This window comes from Paenibacillus sp. FJAT-27812 (assembly GCF_001273905.1).
Taxonomy (GTDB): Bacteria; Bacillota; Bacilli; order Paenibacillales; family Paenibacillaceae; genus Pristimantibacillus.
This window is the reverse complement of the sequence record NZ_LIGH01000001.1, coordinates 3,474,841-3,500,065: the sequence shown is the minus strand read 5'-3', so window position 1 is coordinate 3,500,065 and position 25,225 is coordinate 3,474,841. Positions and strand designations below refer to the sequence as shown.

General features: G+C 48.0%; 16 protein-coding genes and 1 pseudogene. 3 read left to right on the top strand and 14 right to left on the bottom strand.

The annotated features are described in order from the left end of the window. Positions 1-564: 564 nt before the first annotated feature. Together ADU23_RS14725 and ADU23_RS14720 are read right to left on the bottom strand one after the other, a co-directional pair. Complete coding sequence (locus ADU23_RS14725) at positions 565-1,605, bottom strand: NAD(P)/FAD-dependent oxidoreductase (RefSeq protein ID WP_053374413.1); 1,041 nt, start codon at positions 1,603-1,605, stop codon at positions 565-567. 136 nt (positions 1,606-1,741) lie between these two features. After that, the gene (locus ADU23_RS14720) at positions 1,742-3,703 is read right to left on the bottom strand and encodes an AraC family transcriptional regulator (protein ID WP_053374412.1); all 1,962 of its coding nucleotides are present in this window, start codon (positions 3,701-3,703) and stop codon (positions 1,742-1,744) included. A gap of 77 nt (positions 3,704-3,780) precedes the next feature. On the opposite strand from ADU23_RS14720, the pseudogene ADU23_RS34055 reads away from it, so the two are divergent. Then, a pseudogene (locus tag ADU23_RS34055) lies at positions 3,781-4,149 on the top strand (YiaA/YiaB family inner membrane protein); the annotation flags it as partial. A gap of 84 nt (positions 4,150-4,233) precedes the next feature. Next, positions 4,234-4,434 (top strand): YiaA/YiaB family inner membrane protein, encoded by a 201-nt coding sequence (locus tag ADU23_RS33610; RefSeq protein WP_231637608.1) that lies wholly within the window; start codon positions 4,234-4,236, stop codon positions 4,432-4,434. Between the two features lie 62 nt (positions 4,435-4,496). Here the strand turns inward: ADU23_RS33610 and ADU23_RS14710 are convergent, their stop codons facing one another. The 9 genes from ADU23_RS14710 to ADU23_RS14675 all read right to left on the bottom strand — a co-directional run bounded on the left by ADU23_RS14710 (position 4,497) and on the right by ADU23_RS14675 (position 15,654). After that, positions 4,497-5,957, bottom strand: coding sequence for an ABC transporter substrate-binding protein (locus tag ADU23_RS14710; RefSeq protein WP_053374411.1), 1,461 nt, complete (start codon positions 5,955-5,957; stop codon positions 4,497-4,499). Positions 5,958-6,068: 111 nt separating this feature from the next. Beyond that, positions 6,069-6,941, bottom strand: coding sequence for a carbohydrate ABC transporter permease (locus tag ADU23_RS14705; protein WP_053374410.1), 873 nt, complete (start codon positions 6,939-6,941; stop codon positions 6,069-6,071). Then, a complete protein-coding gene (locus ADU23_RS14700) occupies positions 6,938-7,861 on the bottom strand; it encodes a carbohydrate ABC transporter permease (RefSeq protein ID WP_053374409.1) in 924 nt (307 codons plus the stop codon). Before ADU23_RS14700 ends, ADU23_RS14705 begins: the two co-directional genes overlap by 4 nt. Positions 7,862-7,966: 105 nt before the next feature. Beyond that, a complete protein-coding gene (locus ADU23_RS14695; RefSeq protein ID WP_053374408.1) occupies positions 7,967-9,304 on the bottom strand; it encodes a response regulator transcription factor in 1,338 nt (445 codons plus the stop codon). A 31-nt stretch (positions 9,305-9,335) separates the two neighbouring features. After that, complete coding sequence (locus ADU23_RS14690; protein ID WP_053374407.1) at positions 9,336-11,138, bottom strand: sensor histidine kinase; 1,803 nt, start codon at positions 11,136-11,138, stop codon at positions 9,336-9,338. A 174-nt stretch (positions 11,139-11,312) separates the two neighbouring features. After that, positions 11,313-12,329: an HD-GYP domain-containing protein gene (locus ADU23_RS14685; RefSeq protein WP_053374406.1), complete on the bottom strand. Its 1,017-nt coding sequence runs from the start codon at positions 12,327-12,329 to the stop codon at positions 11,313-11,315. A gap of 106 nt (positions 12,330-12,435) precedes the next feature. Continuing rightward, positions 12,436-14,367, bottom strand: coding sequence for a ribosomal protection-like ABC-F family protein (abc-f, locus tag ADU23_RS14680; RefSeq protein ID WP_053374405.1), 1,932 nt, complete (start codon positions 14,365-14,367; stop codon positions 12,436-12,438). Between the two features lie 103 nt (positions 14,368-14,470). Then, positions 14,471-14,614: a hypothetical protein gene (locus ADU23_RS33205; RefSeq protein WP_176707701.1), complete on the bottom strand. Its 144-nt coding sequence runs from the start codon at positions 14,612-14,614 to the stop codon at positions 14,471-14,473. A 65-nt stretch (positions 14,615-14,679) separates the two neighbouring features. Beyond that, on the bottom strand, positions 14,680-15,654 hold the full coding sequence (locus tag ADU23_RS14675) for a stalk domain-containing protein (protein ID WP_053374404.1): 975 nt from the start codon (positions 15,652-15,654) through the stop codon (positions 14,680-14,682). A gap of 198 nt (positions 15,655-15,852) precedes the next feature. Here ADU23_RS14675 and ADU23_RS33200 point away from each other — a divergent pair, with 198 nt between their 5' ends. Beyond that, positions 15,853-15,999, top strand: coding sequence for a hypothetical protein (locus tag ADU23_RS33200; RefSeq protein ID WP_197286066.1), 147 nt, complete (start codon positions 15,853-15,855; stop codon positions 15,997-15,999). A gap of 291 nt (positions 16,000-16,290) precedes the next feature. Here ADU23_RS33200 and ADU23_RS14670 read toward each other — a convergent pair whose 3' ends face one another. From ADU23_RS14670 to ADU23_RS14660, 3 genes are all read right to left on the bottom strand, one after another. After that, complete coding sequence (locus tag ADU23_RS14670) at positions 16,291-21,270, bottom strand: FN3 associated domain-containing protein (protein WP_157265790.1); 4,980 nt, start codon at positions 21,268-21,270, stop codon at positions 16,291-16,293. Between the two features lie 8 nt (positions 21,271-21,278). Continuing rightward, positions 21,279-23,543, bottom strand: coding sequence for a helix-turn-helix domain-containing protein (locus tag ADU23_RS14665; RefSeq protein WP_053374402.1), 2,265 nt, complete (start codon positions 23,541-23,543; stop codon positions 21,279-21,281). A 113-nt stretch (positions 23,544-23,656) separates the two neighbouring features. Next, positions 23,657-25,195: an extracellular solute-binding protein gene (locus tag ADU23_RS14660; protein WP_053374401.1), complete on the bottom strand. Its 1,539-nt coding sequence runs from the start codon at positions 25,193-25,195 to the stop codon at positions 23,657-23,659. Between the last annotated feature and the right edge of the window lie 30 nt (positions 25,196-25,225).

Here is a 25,225-nt window from a genome sequence, read left to right as displayed (position 1 = left end):
CAAAGGTTTGCAAGTGCAAACTAAACTCGAAAGCACCCGCATATGTAAATCGATCATCCTCTTTCATCATAATTTGGAATCGCTTTCATAACGATGTGCATTTCTAAATAAAGTAGGTGTTATATTACGGAGACCGTGACAAAAGAAACGAGCCTGAAGAATCGCTTCTTCGGCTCGTATCGTGTGTAGGGCGATGCAACGGGATTAGCAGGAAAAGCTCCATCTAATTTTCCTCAATAAAAGCTGTGAGATCATTTAGCTGGAAAAGCTCCCGCTAATCGGACCATTTTCTCCGAAAAAGGACCAAAATCAAAAAATTAACAGGAGAAATTCCCTTTAATCCTAATTTCCGTTCAAAATCGCTAGAATTAACGGGAGCTTTTCCCGCTAATTATGAAATAACTAGAAAACCTCCTGCTAATCGCACCGCTTCCGCCGAAACGGCTCACACTTCCCTACGCACACGAAAGGGCACCGAAAAATCCAACTTTTTCAGCACCCTCACTTATAATCGCTCGGATTCATCCCTACGATCCCAGCAATCCTATTAACTTAAACAAGCCCCTACTCTTCCTCTACTACGCCAAGCTCGCGGTTTTTCTCCTTGAACCGCTCATTATGGGAGGAGACATAAGCCATCGTCGGAGCTTCCGGGTCCATATACAGCTTAGCGCTGTTAAGCGCCAATACGCCGTCCGTGAACGTACCTGCGATCAGTCCAACCTTGCTGCCATAGCTCACGAAATCGCCTGCGCCGAAGATGCCGGGAATGTTGGTCGCCATTCTCTCGCCGACGTTCGCATTCCATACGCCCATATCGATGCCCCAGTCGCGGATAGGCCCAAAATCGCTCTTCATGCCATGGTTCACGATGACCGCATCAACCTCAAGCTGCATGCTCTCCTCCGTGTCCACATGCGCAATCGTCACCTGCTCGATGCTTTCCCCATTGCTGCTATGCAGAGCCAGCACCTGATAAGGCGTCATCACATGAACCGAGGATTGCTTCATCTTGGACACATTTCTCTCATGCCCCCCGAAGCTGTCGCGCCGGTGCACGACCGTCACGCTTTCAGCAATGTACTCCAGTTCATTTGCCCAGTCCACCGCTGAATCGCCGCCGCCGGATATCAGCACCCGCTTGCCGCGAAATTTTTCCAGCTCCTGCACCGTATAATAAAGGTTCGTTACCTCGTAGCGGTCGGCTCCTTCGATCTCCAGCTTCGCCAGCTTCTTAATGCCATAACCGATAGCCATAATGACCGTTCTTGTACGATGACGTTCACCGCTTGCTGCCGTTAAAATAAAGGTGCCATCCGCCTGCCGCTCATAGTCCGTAATTTGCTGGCCGAGTATGATCGTTGGATCAAACGTTTTGGCTTGCTGGATCAATTGGGCAGTTAGTTTCTCGCAGCGAATGGGCGTCACTCCGCCGACATCCCAAATAATTTTCTCCGGGTAAGAAAGCATCCGCCCGCCAAGCTGATCCTGCGCTTCAATCAGCTTCGTCTTTAAATCGCGCATGCCGCTATAAAATGTAGTATATAAACCGCCTGGCCCTCCGCCAATTATCGTAACATCATATAATTCCAATTGTTCGTTCATCGTTTGCCTCCAAACGCTCATTATCATCGCTTTTTTTGATACTGATTATCAATATCACTCAATACATTGTAAGGCACAATGCCTAACGATGACAATGGACAAAAGTGATCATTTTATAAGACATATCCAACATTTCTCAGCTTGCCGACGATTGCTCCTGTTTCTCGCCTGTAAGCCAAGCAGCCAGCTCCTCCGTCTGTGACAGAGTGGCAATCGGGTCAAAATACCAGGAGCGGTCCTTGCTCCAAATATAAACGCGGTCATTTTTTACAGCGTCGATCATTTTCCAAATGGGATCTGCTTTCAAATCAGCAAGCGTTAGCGCATCAGACGTCAAAACAATATAATCGCCAGCAAAATCGGCAAGCTTCTCACCGGAAACCTCAACAATCTGCTCCTTCATTAATTGCTCTGATACTTCAACAGGAGCTTTAAGCCCGAGCGCTTGATAGACTGCTTGACCGCCCCTGCCGAAATTATCGCCGAATACGCCCGTGTTCCCGCCCCAATCCTGCATTACGGAAAAAGTAGTCTCGCTTGGAATTGCCTGCTCTACCTTCTCTTTGGCTGCGGCTATACGTTTGTCGTAATCAGCCAGCCACGCCTTTGCCTCTGACTCTTTCCCCAGCACCTTGCCAAAAAAAGCGAGCTCTTCATGGGCATTTTTCAGCTCGCCAAATGGAACAACAATAGTCGGCGCTATTTTACTATATTGCTCATGTGCTTCCGCATTGCCTGTAACGATCAAATCCGGCTGCAAATCGACTACTTTCTCTAGCGATACGCTCTCGTACTCTCCGATATTTTCCACGCCTGCAAGCGCCTCTGCAAAATACGGGTTTTTCAAATTCAGTTCCGGCGTTCCGATTGGCTTCACATTGAGTGCAATAAAGCTGCCTAAGTACAGATCAACAACGATGCGCTCCGCCTTGGCAGGAATCTCGATATCTCCTTTAACCGTAGCGATCACTCTCGTCTGGGCTTGTGTCTCAGCCGTAGTGGAAGGCGCCGATTCCCCCTTCGCAGCCGCTTGTGTTTCCACGGTTGTGCTATTGGCGTTTAACGCTCCCGTAGAGCAAGCGCTCATAAATAATGCAAAACAAAACAATAGAGTTGCTGCCATTGATAATTTCAGACCTTTGTACATGGGTAAGTTGTTCTCTCCTTTGCATTGATAATGATTATCATGTCGATAAACATTGTAACGCCGGAGTTTGCTTGGAACAATGGACGATCGGCTCGATCTATATAGACGATTTTCCCCTCTTCTGCTGGCTTCTTTGTAGCTGCCCGGCGAAATGCCGGCATACTTTTTAAACACTCGGGTGAAGTATAAGCGATCCGAATATCCGACGCTTTCGGCTATCTCCTGAATCGTTGCGTCAGTACGCGCCAACAGCTCCTTAGCGTTATTGATTCTTACTTGAATGACATAGTCAATGAGACTGTACCCCGTCTCCTTCTTAAACACCTTGGACAAATTTTTGGCGCTATAATTTAAGGTTTGTGCCAGCTGGTCCAGCGTAATCGGGTCCTTGTAATGCTCATGAATGTAACGGAGCGCTTGTGCTGCAAGCTCGGGTTTAGTTGTATGTATGCCTTGATCCTGCAATTGACGGAATGCCTCATATACAAATTGATAAAACAACGCATTCACATGAAGCCGCTCGAGCGGCTGCGCCGCCTGCCACTCCTCAGCCATCGCTTTAACGATATGGAACAAGGAGACCGGATATTGCGGCGCAAAGCCATATTGAAGCTGAAATGGGCTTAGTCTCTCCGCTAGCGACAAAATCTCTTGCCTGCATGAAAGCGAAATTACCGCCTTATAGAAAATTAAATAATATTCAAACTCCGCCTCCGTCAAAATAATATCCAGGCACATTCCCTTGCCGCCATGCAGCATATGGAACCTCTCCGCCTCATGCTGCTGACCATCCAAACTCACCTTGGCGCTGCCTCTGCTCGTAAATAAAAATCCGCTGGCAGGCAGCCGATAGGCATGCAGTTTCTCACCAAGCTTCATTTTATGATGACGTATATCGAGCACTTTAATCGAAGCATGATTCCACAGCTTGATTAGGTCATTCCATTCCATCTTCTCACCTCAACTTCTTCCCGATAAGTTTCCCGCGCAGCATGCATTAAGAAGTATTTTAGTGATAATCATTCTCAATGTCAATTTCTTTCTTCCTGCCGCCCAACGGTCTATCCGATCCATCCATCTACACTAGCACCTGGTACTATAAGAAGTTGGTACTTTTGGTTATAGGAATATGCTGTAAACTAAAGACATCAACAACAACTCGATTCGGGAGGCCATTTCAAATGGAAAAAATGGAAACTGTTCATGTTCGTAAGCCCGCAAACTTTTATCGCCGCCGCAACACCCCAACTTACACGTTTATGGCATGGGCCGCCTTTCTGCTCGCTTGCGGCTTCGAATTCGTCGGCATCTACACGCTCAAGCAGCCTATGTCCGTGCAAGGCTATTACGCCGTAACCGGCATTCTACTAATCATTACCTCCTTCCTCTTGCAAAAGGTAGCGCGCGACAACGATGAGGATAAATTTCTCAAGGATTATAATCCCGGCTACAGAAGCCGCAATACCTCAGCTTTTTCGTTCATGGCATGGGCTGGCTTCATCCTCGCCATTCTTGCTCAATATATCGGAATTTATGTGCTTGAGGAGCCGCTTTACGTCAAAGGCTACTACGCGATTGCCGGCGCATTCCTAATCGTAGCTTGCCTAGTCCTGCAGAAGACCATTAGAGACAACGAGGAAGACGGATTGCATACAAATGCTGCGGAGGATTTCGAAGGTTAAAAGATAACGAAAAAGCCTCCCCTCTTGAATACAGAAGGGAGGCTTTATGGTGTACTACTATTCTACTTTTCTACTTTAATGGAGTCAAAAAACTTCTCTTGCACGACCTTAGCCGACTTATCCAGCAAGCCTTGAAGATCGGCGCCTTTTTTGGAGAATATTTCTTGCAGCACGTTTGTTACTTCGCCGTAATAGTCCTGCGTGTTGTATTGTGCTTCCGGCTTGCCGTCTAGCAAGGAATCGGATTCTGCATTGTATTTGTATACGTTGTCGTATTTGTTAAAGATCGCTTGCGCTTTTTGGCCGTATTCCGATGATGGGCTGTAGTAGTTCATTTGCGGCGGAATAAAGAATTTGCCTTCTGCTTGGCGCTTCTTGATATCCGCTTCAAGCGACTCTAAACCTTTATCCGTGAAGTAATCAAATGTGATGTAACGGAATGCCATTTCTTGCTCGTCTTTCGTAGCGTTCGGGTTGATAACAAGGTAGTCTCCGCCGAGCACGCCTGTATGCTTGCCGCCCTTTTCAGCTGCCGGCATTGGGAACGTCAACACATCCTCAGGCTTCAAGCCGCCTTGGTTAAGCGCTTGCTCAAGTACGCCCTCTGCTCCTGCAATAACCATTGCCGTACGGCTTTGTCCGAAGGCTCCAACCGCATCGCCCCATCCAAGTGCCCAGTCCTGAGGAATCGCATTCGCTTCCCATCTCAGCTTGTTATAGAACTCAAGTGCTTTCAGTCCAGCCGGAGAATTAAAGGCAGCTGTTACTTTGCCGTCAGCTACGGTTTGAATCTCGCCGCCTGCTTCAAACAGGAAGTTGGTCCAGTTCCAGCCTGCTTCCGTGCCTTTGCCCATCGGTGCGATACCCGCGATGCCTTTTTTCGGATCAGCAACTGCTTTGGCTGTGTTGTACATATCATCCCAGGTCCAGTCATACGACGGAACCGCTACGCCTTTCTCATCAAGCATTTTTTTGTTTACGACAGTTGTCGTAACGTATGCTTTTTGAGAAACGCCGTATACCTTGCCATCAATGATGAACTGGCTTTGCAGCACCGGATTGATTTGATCCTTGAATGGATAGGAATCCCAAAGCTCAGTAATATCGGCTACCCAGCCGCGCTCTTGCAAAAATTTCGCTTCAGTCGCCCAAGTGTTAAAGAACGTTGGCGCTTCGTTAGCTGCCATTTTAATGCCGACTTCGCTTGGGTTGTAGTGCCAATCGCTTTTCACGATTTCAACGTTAGGGTATACCTCGTTAAAGCGTTTAATTTTGTCGTCTTCCAGCTTGCGGTTTTCAACTTGGTCCGGCAATGGATAATAAATGCTGATCGTAATTTTTTTATCTTTAATATCTTCCTTAGGCGGCTCCGTTTCTTTGCTTCCCGCATTGTTTGTTGCCGCATTTGACGGTTTATCGGTTTCCTTCGGATCGTTTTTCGTGCCGCTGCCTCCGCTGCAAGCAGCCAGAATCGAGCATAGCATAACCATGCAAATCACGATTGCTACATTTTTCTTTAGCATTGATATTCCCCTTCTCATTTCGTATTTTCGCTACATCCCCATCATAAAGGAGGCGTTTTCATTTGGGCGAGGTGTATTCTTATTCCGATCATGTGTATGTCTACGAACTGCTTATCCCTTCACCCCGCCGAGCTGGAGCCCGCGCATAATGAATTTTTGGAACACTAGAAACACAACGATCGGCGGCATCATCACCATGGTGAGGATAGCGAAGCGAATATTGGTATTCAGCCTTTGCGCGCTAATGACGTATTTATATACCGCTGTCGCAAGCGGGTATTTGTCATCGCTGTGCATAACCAGAGAAGGCCAAAACCAATCATTCCATGCGGTCGAGAAAACGAATATGGCCAGCGTCGAGAAGATAGGAATCGATAGCGGCACCGCGATTTGAATGAAGCATTTCCAGTCCGATGCCCCGTCAATGCGCGCCGCTTCGATCATTTCATGATGAATGCCGTCGAAGAAATTTTTAAGCAGCAGCAGGTAAAAGGCGCTGGCACTCGCCGGAAGCCAGAATGCGGCATACGTATTCAGTAGTCCGAGGTCCTTTAGGTTCAGGAAGTTCGGAATAATATAGGTGCTTGGCGGGATGAACAGCGTAATCATAAAAAAGAAGTAAATCCCCCGTTGAAAAGGCACATTGAGCTTAGACAGGCTATACGAAGCTAATCCAAGCACGACTATCGTCATGATCATATTGCCGCCAAAAATCATAAGCGTATTTTTCAAAAACAGGGGCAGATTCATAAAATCCCAGCCGGCACTGTAATTGTCAAAATGCCATTCCGAAGGCAGGAAACGCGGCGGGAACGAGTTGACCTCCGTATTGGTCTTTAAACCGTTAAACAATGCGGTTAAGACCGGATAAAGCATGGAAGCGACCATGCCGACAATGACAATAACGACAAGCAGAAAACCAAGCTTGTTTGTATTTTTACGGTGGTCATAACTCGATAAGATTCCTCTGTCTAAGCTCTTCATTGCTTGCCCGCCTCCTTGTTGTTCAGCCTGAATTGCAAGAGCGCCAACCCACCAAGGACAACGAACATAAGCACGCCAAGCGCCGAGGCAACCCCGTAATCCAGCCGCGTAAATGCATATTTAACGATAAGCAGCGAGTATGTGAGCGTTGCTTTGTTCGGGCCGCCGTCGAGCAGGGCAAGCTGCGATTGAAAGCCTTGCGTAGTCGCGATCAGCTGCAGCAAGAACAGCAGCAAAATTAAGCCGCGAATCGACGGAAGCGTAATATGCCAAACGCGGCGGAAGATGCCCGCTCCGTCAATCTCGGCCGCTTCATACCAATCCCGCGGGATGCTCAGCACGGCTGCCAAATAAATGAGCATGCCTGATCCGAACTGCTGCCAGGTCTCCATAATGACCAGCGAGATCATCGACCAGCTTTTATTCGTCAGGAAGGCGATTTGGTCAGAGCCCAGCTTCGTCAGCAGTCCGTTGATCGGTCCGACCGGATCATAAAACCATCTCCATAAGCCGTAAAGCACGACCGCCGGAATCACGTTTGGCAAATAGGCAGCGACGCGCACGAAGCCTTGAAAGCGGCGCAGCTCGGATATCGCAATGGCGAACAAGATCGGAACCCAGAAGCCAATGGCCAAACATAAAAACATGTAATACAGCGTATTTTTCACGCCGATCCATACGTCCGGATCATTGAATATCGTCTTGTAATTATCAAAACCGACAAATTCATTCCCTTTTACAAAGTCAATCGTGTAGAAGCTGTAAATAATCCCTTTCGTTATCGGCACCCACAAAAATAAAATAAAAATGATGGCTGCCGGCAACAGAAACAAATAGCCCGAAATATGCTTTTTCCACCTGCCAGCCTTCCTCTGTACCTGGGTATCGAGCGGCTCGCCTACTGCAACTGGTTGGTTCATCAGGTCTCCCTCTTTTCTTTTCTATCGCTCTATCCTATTTTAGAAGCAAGGCGGCTGGCTGGTAATGTGCATATCTAAGGCAATGATAGCTATTTTTACTTCATCTTATTTCTTGTCATCCTTCTTAAGCTCGCTCGGGCTCATTCCGTAATATTTTTTGAAAATTTTGCTAAAATGCTCAGGCGATTCGTATCCGACTCGCTCGGAAATTTCATACCTGCGCAAATCGGTGTGCAGAATAAGCTTCCGGCTTTCCTCCATCCGAAGCTTGATTACGTATTCCCACAGGTTGTAGCCCGTGTCCTTCTTAAACAAATAGCTTAAATAGTTCGGGCTGACATGGTTTTTCTGGGCAACCTCATGCAGCGTAAGCCCCTTCTGCGCAAAATTGCGGTCGATATAAGCCTTCGATTTCTCGACGATTAAGCTATTTTGCTCGCTTAGCTCCTCTGCCGTCGGGTCCTGCGTGTACGTGCTCCAATTAAAATCGCCGTAATAAAACACGTAATGGTCGCGATGCTCCCGGTTCCACATAATCGCCTTGCGCGCCTGCTCGTCAAGCATGCCGACAAACTCGATGCCCCTCACGATTTGGCTAATGCCGATAATGCAGTGCAGCCCTAAATATTTATGGATGTTGTAATAGAGGCTGCGTCCGATCATATCCAGCTGATTAATTTTGTTTACGCTCGACTCGCCAAACTCGCTCTCATCCCATTGGATAAGAATGCTGATTTCCTGATTCGGCGAGTAAAAGGCAACATGATTCCATTCCTTATCCAGCAGCTCATTTGCAATGTTAAGGGCGGCATATTGCAGCAGCAGCGCATCTCTAGCTGGAATCTGATGATCCTTTACCGCTAAATTCAGGCGCAGCTTGATTACGGCAAAATAGGGTCCCTGCAGCTTAATCGCATAACGCTCATAGAGCATTTTTGTCAGCTCTCCCGAGCTTTCTTGCGAGCCGGACAGCAGCCGATTAAACAGCTCCGTTCGCTGCGGCAGCGGCTCTTCCATATGAAAATGCTCCTGCAGCTTCGATAAGAACTGATCCTCCGATGCGGCAGGCTTATCCATTTTGAGCAGCACGTTCCGAACCGAATCCAGAAACTGCTCGTTATTCAGCGGCTTGATCATATAGTCCTTCGCCCCGAGGCGAATAGCCATTTGGGCGTATTGGAACGTTTCATAGGCGGAGATGATAATCGTCTGCACCCAGGGCTTCAGCAGCTTGGCTTGATGCATCAGCTCGATGCCGTTCATGGAGCCCATTTGAATATCCGTAATAAGCAGGTCAATCTCTTCGATTCGCAAATAGTCAAGCGCCTCATAGCCGCTGTGGGCCATGTACACATTCGCTAGATTGATGCCAGAAGCAGACAGCAGGCTGCATAATCCCTCACAAATCAACGGTTCATCATCCACAATCAATATATTGTACATGCAGCTGCCTCCTATTTCTTGATTCTTTCACTCAATTTGTCTCATCATGGCTTACAGGCAAAATGATCCATACCGCCGTTCCGCCATGCTCTCCTCGTTTGTAGCTCATCCCGTACATATTGCCAAAATGGAGTTGAATCCGCTGCTGGATATTCCGGATGCCATAGCCTAATGTATGATCCGGCTTATCGCCGCTTAGCAGCCGTTCAATCGCTGAATAATCCACTTCCTTATGGCCGTTGTCCTCTACCTTGATCGTAACCCGCTCTCCTTCTACGACGGCGGAGATATGGATTTCGCCATCCTCGCCCATAAACTTAACGCCATGGATGATCGCATTTTCGATAAGCGGCTGAAGCGATATTTTCGGTATCAAAATGTCGCGCGCAGCATCGGGTATGCTCCAAGTGACTTGGAATTCATACTTGTAGCGCTTCTGCTGCAAGCTGACATAAGCGGACGCATGCTCCAGCTCCTCCTCGAGCGGAATGAGCTCCCGGCCCCGGCTTAGACCGATTTTCATCAGCTTCGATAAATCTTTGATCATTTCTGCCGATTCCGTATTTCCTTCCAGCGAGCTCTTCCAATAAATACTCTCAAGCGTGTTGTAAAGAAGATGCGGATTAATTTGCTGATAGAGGAGCTGCAGCTGCGACTCCTTCTGCTTGATATCCATATGGTACTTATAGTGAATAAGCACATTGAGCCTGCGGGCCATGTCGTACAAAGCGGCGAACAGCACGCCGACCTCGTCGTTTCGCCCTTTCCCCGGCGTCTCCGGCACAAGCTTTCCGGGCTCATAGGTATGCACAAACTGCGCCAGCTTCTGAAGCGGCGTCATGAGCGAGCGCCAGAAATAGACCATCACGACGCAGCCGAACAATATATAAGCAACCGATATGAGCTGAATGACATGCTTGAGCTCGCTTTGCTGCTTTAATAAGGAGCTTACCGGAATTTGGTACACCAGCTTGTGGTTCATGAGACGGTTGTAGTTGACGACATAAATATAATCAGAGGTCATGATATCAAAGGTACCCTCTGCCTCCATCTGATCTGCAATGACCATCTCGGGCGGCAGCTCCAAAGTCGTTCCCATCAGCTTCGCATCCGTCGCGGAGAGGACGCGGTTCTCCCAGTCTGTGAACATGATTTTGCCATCCGGCAGCGAGACCGATCGGAGCGACTCGGCAATTTTCATATCCATTTTTGTCGCAACCAGCACGCCAATGATACCGTTTCCATAAGTGACGTTATTGACGGCACGGATATAGGCAAGCGTGCTGATTCTCGAAAGCCCTACGTTCGAATCAATAATTTCCATGTAGCCCTTGCTTCTTAAGTTGACGGCATCATCAAACCATTCCGGCTTCTCGTTATCAGAAAAAAAGTAAACGCCGGTCTGCATGAGCTGCCGCTTGGGCGCGAAAAAATAATAGTCGTTGGGATCATAAATATATAGCGAGTAATACACTGCTTCCCCGCCGTTTAGTGGAATTGAGTTTGCAGCAAGCAGCTTGTCGACCTTATCGTATTTGCGTACCCGTTCAATAACGGAATCGCTCTCGAGCGGGATAAGCTGCTGGGTAATCGGGTTTTGAATAATGGTCGTCGTAATTTTGCTGATCGTATCCATATCGCGCTTGATCACCGTATAATTTTGCTTGCTCAGCTCGACATATGCGCTCGTCACATGATTTTTCAGCAAATGCTCCGCTTTCATGTTTCCATACCAGTGAAGCAGAAAAATAGGACTTACCATCACGAGGAACAAGAGGATCAATTGCTGCTTGACGTTCAATTTGGTCATAGGATTGCTAAGACGCTTCCGCATGCTGGCACCTCCGGTTAATAATTGTACTATAGCAAAAAAAGCAGTCATTCTGTGTGGCTATTTCTATCCGTTTCGGAATGGTCTAAACAGAGAATCGTAGAAATGCACATACTTATGACGAAAAAAGGCTGCTAATCAACAAGTGTTGGTTAGCAGCGCTTTGACTCGTTTATTTTAAGCGATAATGGACTTAATATGAACGTCACGCTCTTGGCTTAAATCGAGGAAATAATCCGCCAGCTTGATTAAAGGCGTCTCGATATTGTGCGGATTGATGTATACGACCTCACCCTCGCGGCCATCGGTCAGCAGCACTTGCTTTCCTACTAAGCGCTTCATCATATTTTCAATAAACACCGAAATGATTTGCGGGTTTAATGCGCCAAATCTGCCATCGCTCATCTGGCTGACGATTTCGTGGAAGGACAAGGGCTCATGATAAGGCCGCTTTGAGGACATCGCATGAAAAATATCCGCTACCGCAACGATCGAGCTGAATAGATCTATATTTTCTTTCTTGAGCCCAAGCGGATAACCTTTCCCGTCCTCGCGCTCATGATGCTGAAGCGCTACGCGGGCGATCCGCAGGCTTAAGCCCGTCGTTCCTTTGAGCAGCTCATAGCCAAAAATAGTATGCTTTTTGATTAATTGAAACTCAACCTCGTTCAGCTTGCCTGGTTTGTTGAGCACCTCAAGCGGAAGCTTCACTTTGCCTACATCATGCAGCGTCGCAGCCAAAGACAAAATCATAAGCTCCGAATCCTCTAGATTCATCCATCTGCCTATGAGCGTCGATATGACGCCAACCCCTATATTATGCTGGTAAACGTATTCATCCTTGGCCTTTACCGCTTCAAACAATTCAAATATATCTTGATTTTTGGAAAGCTGAACAATAGCCGGCAGAACCTCATTGCGAATCTCCATCAAAGGCACCTTACGGGACACCCGAATCGACTCGAAAAGTTCCCTGGATACATTAACCGTCTGCTGCACGAACTCCCCGATTTGAATATTTTTTTGTGGCGTTGATTTCTGCTCAGATGCCAGAACTATAGCATTTAAATCTATCCGATGGTTCATCATAATTTGTAGTGATTCACGAGAAACAACAGAATTAGCTGGTACAATCGTCACGCCATATGCGTTCAAAATATCATGCTGTATTTTCTTCCCGATCAATTGTTCCATCGTTCCACTCCCTCGGACTTGGCGTTTCCAACATTTAGTTTACCATATCTGAATCAGGAAGTGATCTACTCGATAAGAAATTGATAGAAATACTAGAAACATTTTCTTAGCTCTCAGGGAACTCCATCCACATTTCGAGCAGTCGATCCAGCTGCATTTGCTGCTGCTCCTGCATGCTCCAAGCCGCCTCCAGCCGGGATGCATCCTCGCCGCTCGCAGCAAGCTGCTCCATTTCCAAGCTTAGTTCGGCTAGCTTTGCTTCAAGCACGGCAATTTCGCTTTCCAGCTGCTGCTTGCTCTTGCTCCGAGTCTCGGCAGCGTTTTGTTTATGCGCCGGCTGTTCGCTCACCCGTTTTCGCTCCCGCGTCTTTTCCGCCGGATTTGCGATAGGCGTCTCATTTGCTCTAACCTGCTGCTGCCTCGCTTTAAAATCGTCGTAATTGCCCAAATACTCGGCAATCGTCCCCTGCTTCAGCTCCCAAACTCGCTTAGCTAGCCGATTGATAAAATAACGGTCATGCGATATCGCCAGCACCGTTCCGCCAAATTGCTCCAACGCTTCCTCTAACGCCTCTCGGGAGCTGATGTCCAGATGGTTGGTTGGTTCATCGAGCAGCAGCAGATTCGGTTTTTTGCGTATGAGCAGCGCGAGGCGCAGCCGTGACCATTCTCCGCCAGACAAGGCATAAATGGGCTTAAAAACATCCGCCCCGTAGAACAAGTAGCCCGCCAACACATTTCTTGCCTCGCCTTCCTCATAGCCGCCCTCCGTACGAAAGAAGTCGAGCACGCTTTGCTGTTTGTTCTCCGCCTTTTCCTCCTGAGCCAAATAGCCGATGTTCACTCGTGCCCCATGCACGAGCTCGCCTTCGTCGGGCTGATGGTCTCCGAGCAGCAGCTTGAACAAGGTCGTTTTGCCTGATCCGTTGTCTCCTACCAGCACAACCTTCTCGCCATATAACAAGCTTCCTTCTGCTTGATCCAGAATAACCCGCTCACCGAAGCGTTTGGTCACACCCTCGAAAGCAATCACCCTACGTCCGGAACGGTCAAGCGACAGCAGCTCAAAATCAGCCGTTTTCTGCTCGAGAACAGGCTTCTTTATCATCTCCAGCTTCTCCAAAGCTTTACGAATCGAGGCTGCCCGCTTAAAAAACTTCTCGTTTCCGCCGATACGTCCCCAATCCTCAAGCTGCTTGATCGTTTCCTTCATTTTCTTGATTTGCTTCTGCTGCTCTTGAAATTTTGCAAATTGCCCGAGAAGAAGCTCCTCCTTCTCCTTCATATAACCCGTATAATTAGTATGGAACGTCTGCGCTGTGCCGTCCTCCAGCTCAATCATTTTGGAGCTGACGGCATCGAGAAAGTAACGGTCATGCGACACGATGACGCACGCGCCTTCATATTGCCGGAGAAACTGCTCCAGCCACTCCATGCCGCGCAAATCCAAATGATTCGTTGGCTCATCCAGCAGCAGCAATGCGGGACGGACAATTAATTGCGACGCCAGCGAAATTTTAGTCTTCTCACCGCCTGAAAGGCTGCTGAAGCTTCGCGTATAAAAAGAACGGTCGATTAGCAAGCCTGTTGCCACTTGATCAATCATCGTATCCATCTCGTAACCGCCGTCTCTCTCGAATCTCTCCTGCGCGAGCGAGTACGTTTTCAGCAGTCGCTCCATAGCTGCCGGATCTGCGATTGCTTCGGAACTCGACATTTGCTGTTCCATGTCCGTCATTTGCTTTTTGCATGCCATCAAATGCTCGTAGCCATAGGCCAAAACCTCATAAACGGTCCGTTCGTTAAAAGCCTCAGGAATTTGCGGCAAATAGCCGATTTGCAAATCTTTCTGCACCGTCAGCATGCCTTCATCCACCTGGTCATGGCCGGAAATTAAGCGGAGCAAGGTTGATTTGCCGCTGCCGTTGCGACCGATCAATCCAACTCTGTCACCCTTATGAATTTGAAGCGTAAGCCCATCAAACACCAGGTTTGCTGCGTGAAATTTTTTAATCTCATTTATGTTAACGATAATCATCTAAAGAGCCTCCTAATGATGAAGACCCTGACCCGTGGTGCACAAAAAAAGAGCCGCAGCAACAAGCCTGCGACCCTTCGGATGATACAGCTATCCGTTGTGGCTAAAGTAGGCGTCTTCTCGCGAATGGTTTAATCGTATTAGCATATTTGGACAGACCTCTCCCGTTTGCGGAAAATGTATGAACGATGCCAGCCATAGCAATCGGCAGCCGGCTAATACGGTTATTGACCATTTCGTGATTCACCTACTTCACCCCCCTTTTCATTAGTTCCTTTAAAATAACATATTTAGCGGCGATTTCGCAAATTTTTATTCAAAAACGCTGTCAGGACCAAGCGTGATATTGCTGCCTGGCGCATCAAGCTGTCCGGTTTCCTCTAAGTAGCGGTCCACTAGCGAGCTCACGTCAGCGGTGCTGGAGAGCAGCCAATCGGCATAAAGGTCGCCAAACTTTTCATAAAACCATTCGGATGTGTATTCGCTGAACGTTCCAAACATTTTATAAATTTCGCCTACTGTATTTTGTCTCTTTTTCCCGCTGTCATCAACCCAAGATACTTTTTTCTTCAAATCTACCTTTTGTATATCCTTTACCTGCGTGCTTACGATCGTCCCGTTTAACTTATAGTAAATTTCCAGCTTACCTTCGTACTCGTGTCCTTTAAGCAGCCTCCAGCCCTTCATGGAACCGGTCGCGGCAACATCATACATCTTACTGGAATTATTGCTAGCAGGCTTCGGATTATCGAAGGAAAGATTCGCAGGGACCTCTCCGATATATACAGTCGAAGTCGGCACATGCACTTTCACATCATAACCAAGCATCTGTGCTACAGCGCGCATAGGCGCATATGTACTTCCCTTATAGATGATGTTGTCCGAGGATATCTTTTTACCGTTCACTTTTATGGAGACTTCATTTAAAACGAAGCTTATTTTTGCTTTTCTCGGCTTCTCCAGCTCAACGTTCGACTTGGCCGGAGCGGTCATGCTCCAAGTTGACAATACCTTTTCCGGGACTTCGCCTTCCGGCACTTTCCCAATGTAGACCGTCTTCGTCTCTTTGTAAAAATTGACGGGCAGCTTCAACATTTCAGCTACTGCTCGAATGGTCAAATAGGTCGTATTATTGTACAAAAGATTATTGCTTGCTACCTGAACATTGTTAACTCTAACCTTAACCTTATTGATCTCTACCTCAGCAGTCTTATTCTGTGCTGCAAAGGCACTCGCTTGAAATAGCAGCATTAAAGCGAAAATGATCAACGTCATTTTTTTAATCATAGCGACAGCTCCTTGGATATATTTTCTACGAGTATATCATAGGACCTATTATGGGATATATACCCAATGTAGTAAATTGATAGAGTTTGTTCTTCTTTGTCGATAATTGCCTTGTGAATAACGAGATGAAACTAGAGCTTCCGCACCATCGTAATATAGAAAAAACATCGGAGGTGTCTGAATTGGATAAGAAAAACAATGGGATCAGGATTGGCGATCGGTATCGCTCTTGGAGTCGCATTTGGTGTCGCACTGGACAATATTGCGCTTGGAATCGGAATCGGAGTTGCGCTTGGCGTTGCATTTGGCTTTTCATTCGGATCTAAAAACCCGCCAAAGGAGTAATAAACGGAAAAAAGAGTCTACGATTGACATAGACTCTTTACGCATTATTTGTTAGTTATAAAATTATTTGATACAAGTTTTATTTGATAATTCGAGTCAAAAAAATAAGAGCAGAATTACTTTGATACTTTCTTTATTATTACCACCTCAGTATGGTAACCCTCTAAAGCCTCGGCTATATTTATTCCTTCTTTGCCTTGATCATGGCATCGCAAAGGCCCCGCCGAAACAAAAGCTATACCAGCAGCCTTGGTGAGTATTAAGCTATAGCTTCCAGTTATCGCAAGATACCTAAGGAGCGAGAACAACCGAGCTTAGATTGACCTCTGTTTCTCCCGACTCTCCAATCTGGAGATGAATTTCGGCAAAGCCGCTACCAGACGTTACGGCAAATGAGCTTACCACTGCATCTGCATCATTGCTGCTTAGCAGCACATTTCCGAGACTCGTAATCCCCTGTACGAAGATTGTATAAGACCCTGGAGATGAGAACCCGGCACGCAGCTGAATGGATGCTGACGAGGTGCTTAAGACCTCGATATCGGTTGCAGCGCTAATCCGAATCTCCTTAGTTCCTATTGGAACGGTTTGCGTAATCGGATTCGTCTTTGAACCAAGCAGTGCGCCAAGCAGCTCGGCTCCTTGATAATTGGGATACAGGTAATCCGATGTTTCCCACTTCAACAAGCTTGCCGCATCGTACAAATGAGCAGGATACAGATTGTCGGCTGCAGTTGTCTGTCTGGAACCGCTGACCGACAAGCCCAAGCTGATCGTCCGATAATCCGTCCCGCCTCCCATCAAATAGGCATTCCACAGCCCGTTACGCTCCATCGCCTCATACAGCTCCATCAGCGCGATGCCGAAATCATGTCCGGACCATTGAACGGGACGTCCGAACCAAGTTCCCGGCAGCGGCTTTCCATCGCTGCGGTACGTCGATTGGCCAAATGCAGCAATCGCGCCGTATCGCATAAACGTATGGCTGCCGAACGAGCCACCTAGCCCATTCGCCTTATCGATCCCGTAGCTGCCATCATCCCACAAATAGATAAATGGCATGCCTCTTCCAGCCCAAAGCTGGGCTTGCTCGATATAATCCGGATTCTCCGTTATCTTATAAGCTTCTACATTAGCCCGAACGGCCACAGCTGCTGTTTCCAGCTCAGGGATCATATTTCTCAACTCCCAAGACTGAGAGCCTCGCGGCAGAGCAAAGTGTTCATTCATGTAATCCACTCCTGCGAGACCATAGGTTACAGCCGATTCATTTCCCGTAATTCGCGCGTGCCGGAGCATTCTGAATAGAATCTCCGCATTTGAGCCCGCCGTTACGTCGGTTAGCCCGCCCATATGAACGCTCGCCGGGAAGCCTTTGCGTGTGATATACGTTTGATAATCCCAGTACACGCCATCGGACACATTCGAAGGATTCACTTTCTGGGCCGAGCTAATGGCAGAATCCACATTAATTGATTTCAAGGCTTCCAATGTTGGGCCCGCTATGCCTTCTAGATAGAACGGCAGGACATATCCATAGGTGGAGTAATTCCCTCCCACCGAAGTCATCGCAGAATCAACGCGTGCTTCGGCAAGATCGCGGAAGGTTGAGCCTCCATAACGGCCTAGGACTGCATAAGGCATAACAAAAGCAGAAGTGATGGTTGGCGTAGCCGGCGGCCCGATCCGGTTCATCCATTTATTCTCCGAAGGAGTCCATAAATTCTCGAAGCTGGTCAAGATCGCTTCACTTTCCTGCTCCATCGTCCCATGCGCATAATCAAGCTGCTCAGGGAGGCCATATTCCTTTATCCAATCCTGAACAACAGACGAAACTTCTGTGCTTTCCTTAACAAAAATACGAGATTGCAGAATGATTTCTTCATTCGCTCCAAGCTCATAAGGCTGCCTGACCGGGTTTTCATTGTTCGAATTGGCAGTAATTCGATTATAGAAATCTGGAATGCCCGTGGCAAAGGTTGCATTCTCATTGATTCCGTTAAGCATCGAAGGTATAAACAAGCTCAGCTTCGTAGACACGGTATCCTCCCCCCGCTCCAGACGGTTGGGAAGACCAAAAAACGCTGAAGGCTGATCATGAACACCGTCCCACTTCTGGCGGGCATCCCACATCAAGCCAAATAACAGATTATCCTTGCGCACCGCCATCAAGGGAACCGTAATTTTGCGCGGATTTGGTACATAACGATAAGCGTCTACGGAATCAATAACCGCAGCCGTATCGGACGAGCGATTGTTCAGCTCCATCGCATCCAGCCATTCCAGTCCTGGAAATAACGCCTCGTGGATATAATCTCCTGTCGCTTCGTCTGCAGACCTGATTACCTTATGCTGCTCATTTAGCGATGGAATTCCTGCCTCGCCCAGCAGCAACGTAGGACCGACTATAGCCGCGATATCACGTGACGCATCGGCCTGCAGCGCGTGCTCAAGCTTGAATTGTTCATCGCCGTCCATATTTATGCTCAATTTCCCCGTCCAATCAGCCCCCTGCGGATCTGTGAACCCAATCGGGAATTCAGAGGGGCTGGCGGCCGTTGGTGCCACTGCATATAACTCCTGAACGTAAATTTGACCGTCGTTTGCCAATTGCTGCACACTTCCCAGTGAAGGCATTACAGCCATCCGGCTCCAGTTGCCATTGCGCTGCGCCTCCAGCCATGCAAAACCGTAGCCACTAAGCCCCGTGTTATGTGGCGATGGAAATACCAAACGCCGTTCGGCATTGCCGATAATGACATCATCGGCCTGGCCACTGGCTGGGAGCGAAGCCCTGACACTGAATATACGCGATAATCCCCTTGTCGATGGGATCCCTGATCCCGAAACAGTCAGCGATATTCCACCCGCTCCCGTCCCCGTCACCTCAGCCTCATAGGTCAAAGTTACCGATTGACCGGATAACAAGCCGGATTGGCTCCAATCGTCCACTGGCGTTACTTCAATAAAATCAGGTACAGACAAGTTCACGGACATCGAATCGATGTCTTCCCCTATATTCTCCAATACCGCTTTGATCTCGAAGGTGTCGCCCGGAGATAAGATCTCCTTAGACGATGTTTCGAACGTTGTTAGCCTGACTTCAGCCGGCAAATCCTGTTTCCTCAGCATCTGAATATCCTTCACTGCGATTTCGATTCCATCCTTCATGCTCGGATACGTAGCCATCGGATCTATCCTCAGCTTCGTAATGCTGCCCGTCCAGCCCGGATTTTGTCCCATATCGATAATGTATCGCTGGAAGGACGGAATCTCTGAGGCTGTATTTCGGAAGGCCACCTTCCTAGACTCACTTAGCTTATTCGTATCCGCACTTACATCCGTGCCAAAATAGACGGCAGCATTCGCCGTATGGTTCACCTTCATCCAGATGCTTAAGTACCGATATTCAGCAGGAACCTTAAGCAGTCCCGCATCATGAAAATCCAGATAGAAATTAGGATTGGAGGTCGTTGCTTGAATTTCGTTAGACGTTGTAAACAGATGCACGCCCTCCAAATCTCGGAATACGTTATCCGTCACAATATGATTGGCCCAAACTCCCTTATCCGCGTTTACATCCCAACCGAGCAAATTTGTCCATGGGGCTGAAGCTTTTCCATATGCATCATCTTGCTCTTGAGCGTAAACAACGGAGCTGTTGGTGAAATTCCAGGAGGTGATAAGCTGGCTATTCAGCGCCACCTTTGTGTAGTGGGCCGAGGCGATTGCTCCAGCAACCCCATCCCGTACTGCAAGCACCTGTACCTGAGACGTTTCAGTTAACGTAATCGAAGCCGACGAGGCGCGCACCATCGTACCATTGGCTGCTGTATCCGCAGCCGCTTCATAGAGCGGACTCGAGCCATCTGCTGTGTAAATAATCGCATCGGCATGCTCCGAGCTTATGTTCACCTGCTGCGTATTGTGAAATACGGCTGATCCGGTCAGTTGCACGGAATTCACACCAGCCACATACGTTTCCTCGGCGCTGCTCTTGATCTCTCCATCCAAAATCGCTGCCGCTTTGAATGTCAGCGTATGATCGATAACAACCGAATCGCTGAAAATGTAGTCCCCGCTGATCGCTGTTCCATGAGTGAGCGTTGGCTCTGAGCCATCCAGCGTGTAACGGATACTGTCTGCGCCGATGACGGATACATCAACTTGCTTCGTAGCCCCGAGGAAGGTTTCACCTTCGGATAGAATCAACTCCGTTTGTAGAGGCTGGCCGATTTGAACCGTCTTGCTTTTATATACGGATATTTCCGTATCCACATTCGACCGGTCACTGGTATAGACCGGAATTAGCTCAACCTTGTATTCCTTGCCGGCCATCAAACCGCCTACATAAAGATAATGATTTCTCTCACCCGTATAGGAGAGCTGTTGTACGGGTGCTGCATCCGTCAGGTTCTGATAGCGAACGATCATTTTGGTAACGCTTTCATTTAAAGGCGGAATATACACATACATACCTGCCGTATCCCCTGACAAAGCAAAATCATCCCGCTCCGCCTCAGGCTTCAGCTTATTAAACAAATAATTGTCCAGCTTAAAGCCTGTATTGGCATTGCCGAATATTCCTACGAAGCCCTGACCTACCGGAGAAGCACGCAGCACGTCGACTACAGGCGCCGAATGGCTGTTCATAAACACCTGTACCCGGTTACCATCAGCTACCAGCTTGACGCGATACGTTTCCCATGGCATGACTTCTCGATTCAGTCCCGGAGCACCGTAATCCTTGAGGCTGCGATATTTACCCGCATCGGTATTGGCGATAGAGGTGCTGCCCTCGAAAAAATTCATTTTGCCGTCATATGTGAAGTGAGTCTTTAACTGGGCATCCCAACCATCGTTCCAAGCATTCTTCTGAAACTGGATGCCGACCTGCTTGCCCGCCTCCCGGTGTGTCATGGTCATATCGAATGAAACTTCGAAGTTATCATATTTGTCTAAGGGCACGCTGGAGAAGCCGTAATCGAACACCCCCACAGTGGAGCCCGTTAACGAACCCATCACGAGCTGTCCGTCATTCAACGAAATATGAGTCGTATCGCCGGAAAATTTTAAGGCGTTGCTCGTTCCATCATGATAAGTTCCGCTTGCTAGCGATCCTGTTTCAAAATCCAGCAAATACGTAGAACCCTCGCGGATAACGGCCGGGTTAACAGCAGGATCGGCATCCGCCTTCTGAGGACCGGGAATCAGAACCATAGGAACCACCAGCATAACCGCTAACAGGGATAAGCCTAATTTTTTCAACAACAAAGTCTTCACTCCCTTAAGTGATGTTGTTCACGATATTGGCCTGGAGTCATGCCTTCCTGTTTACGAAAGTACCGGATAAAATTTTGCGAATTATTGTAACGCAGCCGCTCTGCTATCTCTGCAATTTTCAATTCGGTATCGACAAGCAGCTCCTTCGCCTTCTGCAATCGAAAGCTAGATAAATAATCACTGAAATTGACGCCGGTCTCTTTGCGAAATACGCCCCGGATGTAATCCGGATGGTAGCCCAAACGAACAGCGCATGCATCCAGTGATAGATCCGTCTCCGCTTCATGGTGAATCATCGCCAGCATCTGATCCGAGATTCGCATATATTGCGTTTTTCTTTTCTGCTCAAACAGCTCCATCATCGGATACATTAGCGCCTCGCGGAACCACTCACTTATTTCCTTCACCGTTCTCAGCCTGTACAGCTGATCGATTAACGATTTCTCCCCGTCATATAGAGAGGACGGCGGTTCGCCAAGGTTCTGCGCCATACGGACCAATTCAAGCAGGAAGGCGGTTAATGGAACAAAATATTCGCGGTGATTCACTTTCTCCTGGAAGATTTCCTGCAAATACTGCTCAAGCAGCTGCTCGGCCCGGGCAATATCGGCCAGCTTCACCGCATCCAGCAGCTCCTGCTCAATTCGCCCCTGAAAGAGGGAGAGAATCGTGCCTTCCGGTTCGACATCTTCGATATAGATAACAGAGCCTGCCCCCGTCCTGATCGTATACTTTAAAGCCTCTGTCGCATCCTGATACGCCATTCTCGCATCCTCCAGCGCCGGATAGAGCCGACTTATGCCTATGCTGACCTCAAGCTCCAGAAACTGGCTTACCTTTTGTTTAATCTCGGCAGCTAATTCATTCACTCTCCTCTTCCACGCTTCCTCCTGCTTCCCACGGCATTCAAGCAATGTGACTTGTGTGCGGTGCATAACGGCCGGCTTCAACCGCTCCGAGGCGGGCACGATTTCATCCACGATATTGTTAATGGCGAACAAGAGAAGATCCTCATCCACATCCTTATAACGCGTGTCCTTCAGCGTATCAATTTGAACAGCCATCACGCAGATCGGACCCCACTCTGGCTTGTAAGCAAATCCGGATACCTTTTCCTGAATTTCTTGTACCCGCACTTCGCCTTGAAACAGCTTGATCATGAACAGCTCCTCGACCTGCCGCTGCTGTCCTTCGATAATGCCCGTTAATCGATGCTTCGTATCCAGCATTTCATTCACTTGGTGTCCAATGAAGCGCAGCTCGTCCGCGTCTGCGGTCTTCCCATGTTCCGGCTCGGCCTGTAGGGAGCGGTAGATCATTTGAATCGGGCTGTACATCCGTCTGGCACCGAGCCAGGACGGCAGTAATGTAAAGGCAAGAATAAGCAGACAAGCTGTAATCGTATACCATTCAATGGCTTTCGAATCCTTTGTAATCAGCTCCACAGATGAAACGGATATATACACCCAGCCATTATAAGGCGATTTTCGGAACGTGACACCCTTATCTCCATTGGCTGAAGTCGTGTAGGCTCCTACTGTAGCCGCATCATTGCGAATCGGAAGCAATTCCGCTCTCCCGCTGAAATCCTTGCCAATTAGCGACAGATCGCTATGCGCCAGTACAAGGCCGTTCTCATCCAGAATCATTACGTCCCCAAGCTCTCGGTTATTTGCCAGCAGCTTATTAATCTCCTTGCTTTTGAACTTCACGATGATTAAGCCCGACGGCGCAGCGGAATGAAGCGGAAGCTTCTTGACCAGATGCACCTCCTCATTAGTAGTGCCGGCGTGCGTCCAGAAGCTGGTTTTGTCAGACGCTGCATACTGACTTACCATATCCGCTTGTTCAAAGCTTTCTAGGCGAAGTACCTCGGAAGAGTTATCGATTGCCCATTCACGTTTCAAACTAACTAGCAAAATATCCGAAATGCCCAGATCAAAGCCTTGAAGCTGGTGAAGCCCTTGCAACAAGCTGTTCACCGTTTCGAATTGATTGGGAGTTAAAGACATATTTAAAGCGGAATTTACAAGCGAAGAGCTGATAAATTGTATGGCTGATTTGTCTGCCGTCTTCAGAATCTGCTCCACCCTCTGCTGGGTTTGCTCCAAATTCAGCATGTTGCCCTTGGCGACCTTATCCTGAATGATCTCAGAGGATTTCTGATAGGATAGAAACCCCAAGACGAGAACGGGTAGCGTTCCCAGAAGCACGCTGAACAGAAACAACCGTAGTAAAAACTTGGGCGGACGAATTCTCATGATCGGACTAACCTCCAAATGATGCGAAATGAGCGAGGAATTCATTTTCGCAAGGGAAAAAGAATTCCTCTACTCTATTGTATCCGAGCATTCTTTGTACGAATAGCAGTTGACTACTTCTTCAACTGTAAGTATTGAGCGGTGTATTCCTCGATAACATTGTCGCCACCGCTCTTCTTCCATTGCTCCAAAGCCGCATTCCAGCCTGCTTCGTCAATATCGCCCATAATAAACTTCACTCTTGCATCCTGAATAATTTTCGTAATCTCGGAGCCCTTCTCTGCAAGTGTAGGCGATTGGAAAGATTCTGCCGGATTTGCTACAGCAATATCGGCATTGTCCTTGAACATTTGCTTATATTTGCGCACGATTGGGGCATCTTCTCCAGCATCCGCCAAGCTACCATCATCAAAACGGATTTGATAGATCGAATTGATGTCGGTCTCATAGGCTTTTCCGTCTGTGCGTACCGGTTTACCGTTCTCAACCTTGTAATGCTTGCCTTCAATTCCCCACTCGAATAAATTTTGCATATCCTTATCTGCCAGCTTATCCATGAAGCCCAGTATTTGCTTCAGCTCTTCTTCTGTCTTCACGCTGGTTTTCGGGAACATATAAGCCCCCACATAACCTCCATTAAACAGCATCAGTCGCTCGCCCTCTGGTCCATTAATCCGGCTGACTACGTCAAGTACAGCATTGGGATTAGCTTTGGCCAAGTCGTTAAAACCCGCATTCACATCATCCAAGGTACTGATAATTAAGCCTGCTTTGCCTTGATTAACCGCTTCCTGGCGTTTTGTTCCCGGTACGACAGCGAAATCCTGATTAATCAGCTTTTCATCATACAGTTTTTTGTACAGCTTAAGCGCTTCCACATATTGCTTCGTTAAAAAATCAGGAACAACCTTATCATTTTCGATTCCGTACAGATTCGGTCCGCCATACCAGCTTAGAATCGTCTGAAACCCGTTGAGCCCTCTGCCCTCATACATGCCATACGTGTCTGCCTTTCCGTTCTTGTCGGGATCCATCGTACTGAATGCCTTAATCACATTGTAGAAATCATCGATCGTCTTCGGCTCCGCTAGCCCAACCCCATCAAGCCAATCCTTTCGTAAAATAATCCCTTCACGCGCCAGAGGCCTGCTGCGGAAAATACCGTATACCTTGCCTTCTACCGATATGTTGCTGAGCACCATCGGATTCAGCTTGCTCAGGTTCGGATAATCCTTCAGATACGGGCCAATTTCCCAGAATAATCCCGACTGTACCGCATTAATGATGCCCTGCCCTTTATTGCCGGCAATCATCATAATCTTTGGTAGTTCGCCGGCGGCAATCGTCGCATTGATCTTATCGTTGTAGGCGGAGTTAGGCACCCAAGTAATGTCCAGCTCAGTTCCTGTGTACTGTTCGATCATTTTCACCGCTTCATTGTCTGTTTTAGGCGGTTCAGCCGAATAATACATATTCATCATCGACAGCTTGAGCGGCTCGCTTGGTTTGGCCGTTGCTTGATTGTCCGTAGATGGGCTATTATTCACCGCCTTATTCTCCCCTTGTCCGCAGCCTGCCAGCAGACCTGCCACAATCAGCAATGCCCCCGCGATCTTCCATCCCTTGCGTCGTTGCCCGTTAGATCCCCTCATTGTGATCCTCCCTTTTCTTCCTTGTATTTT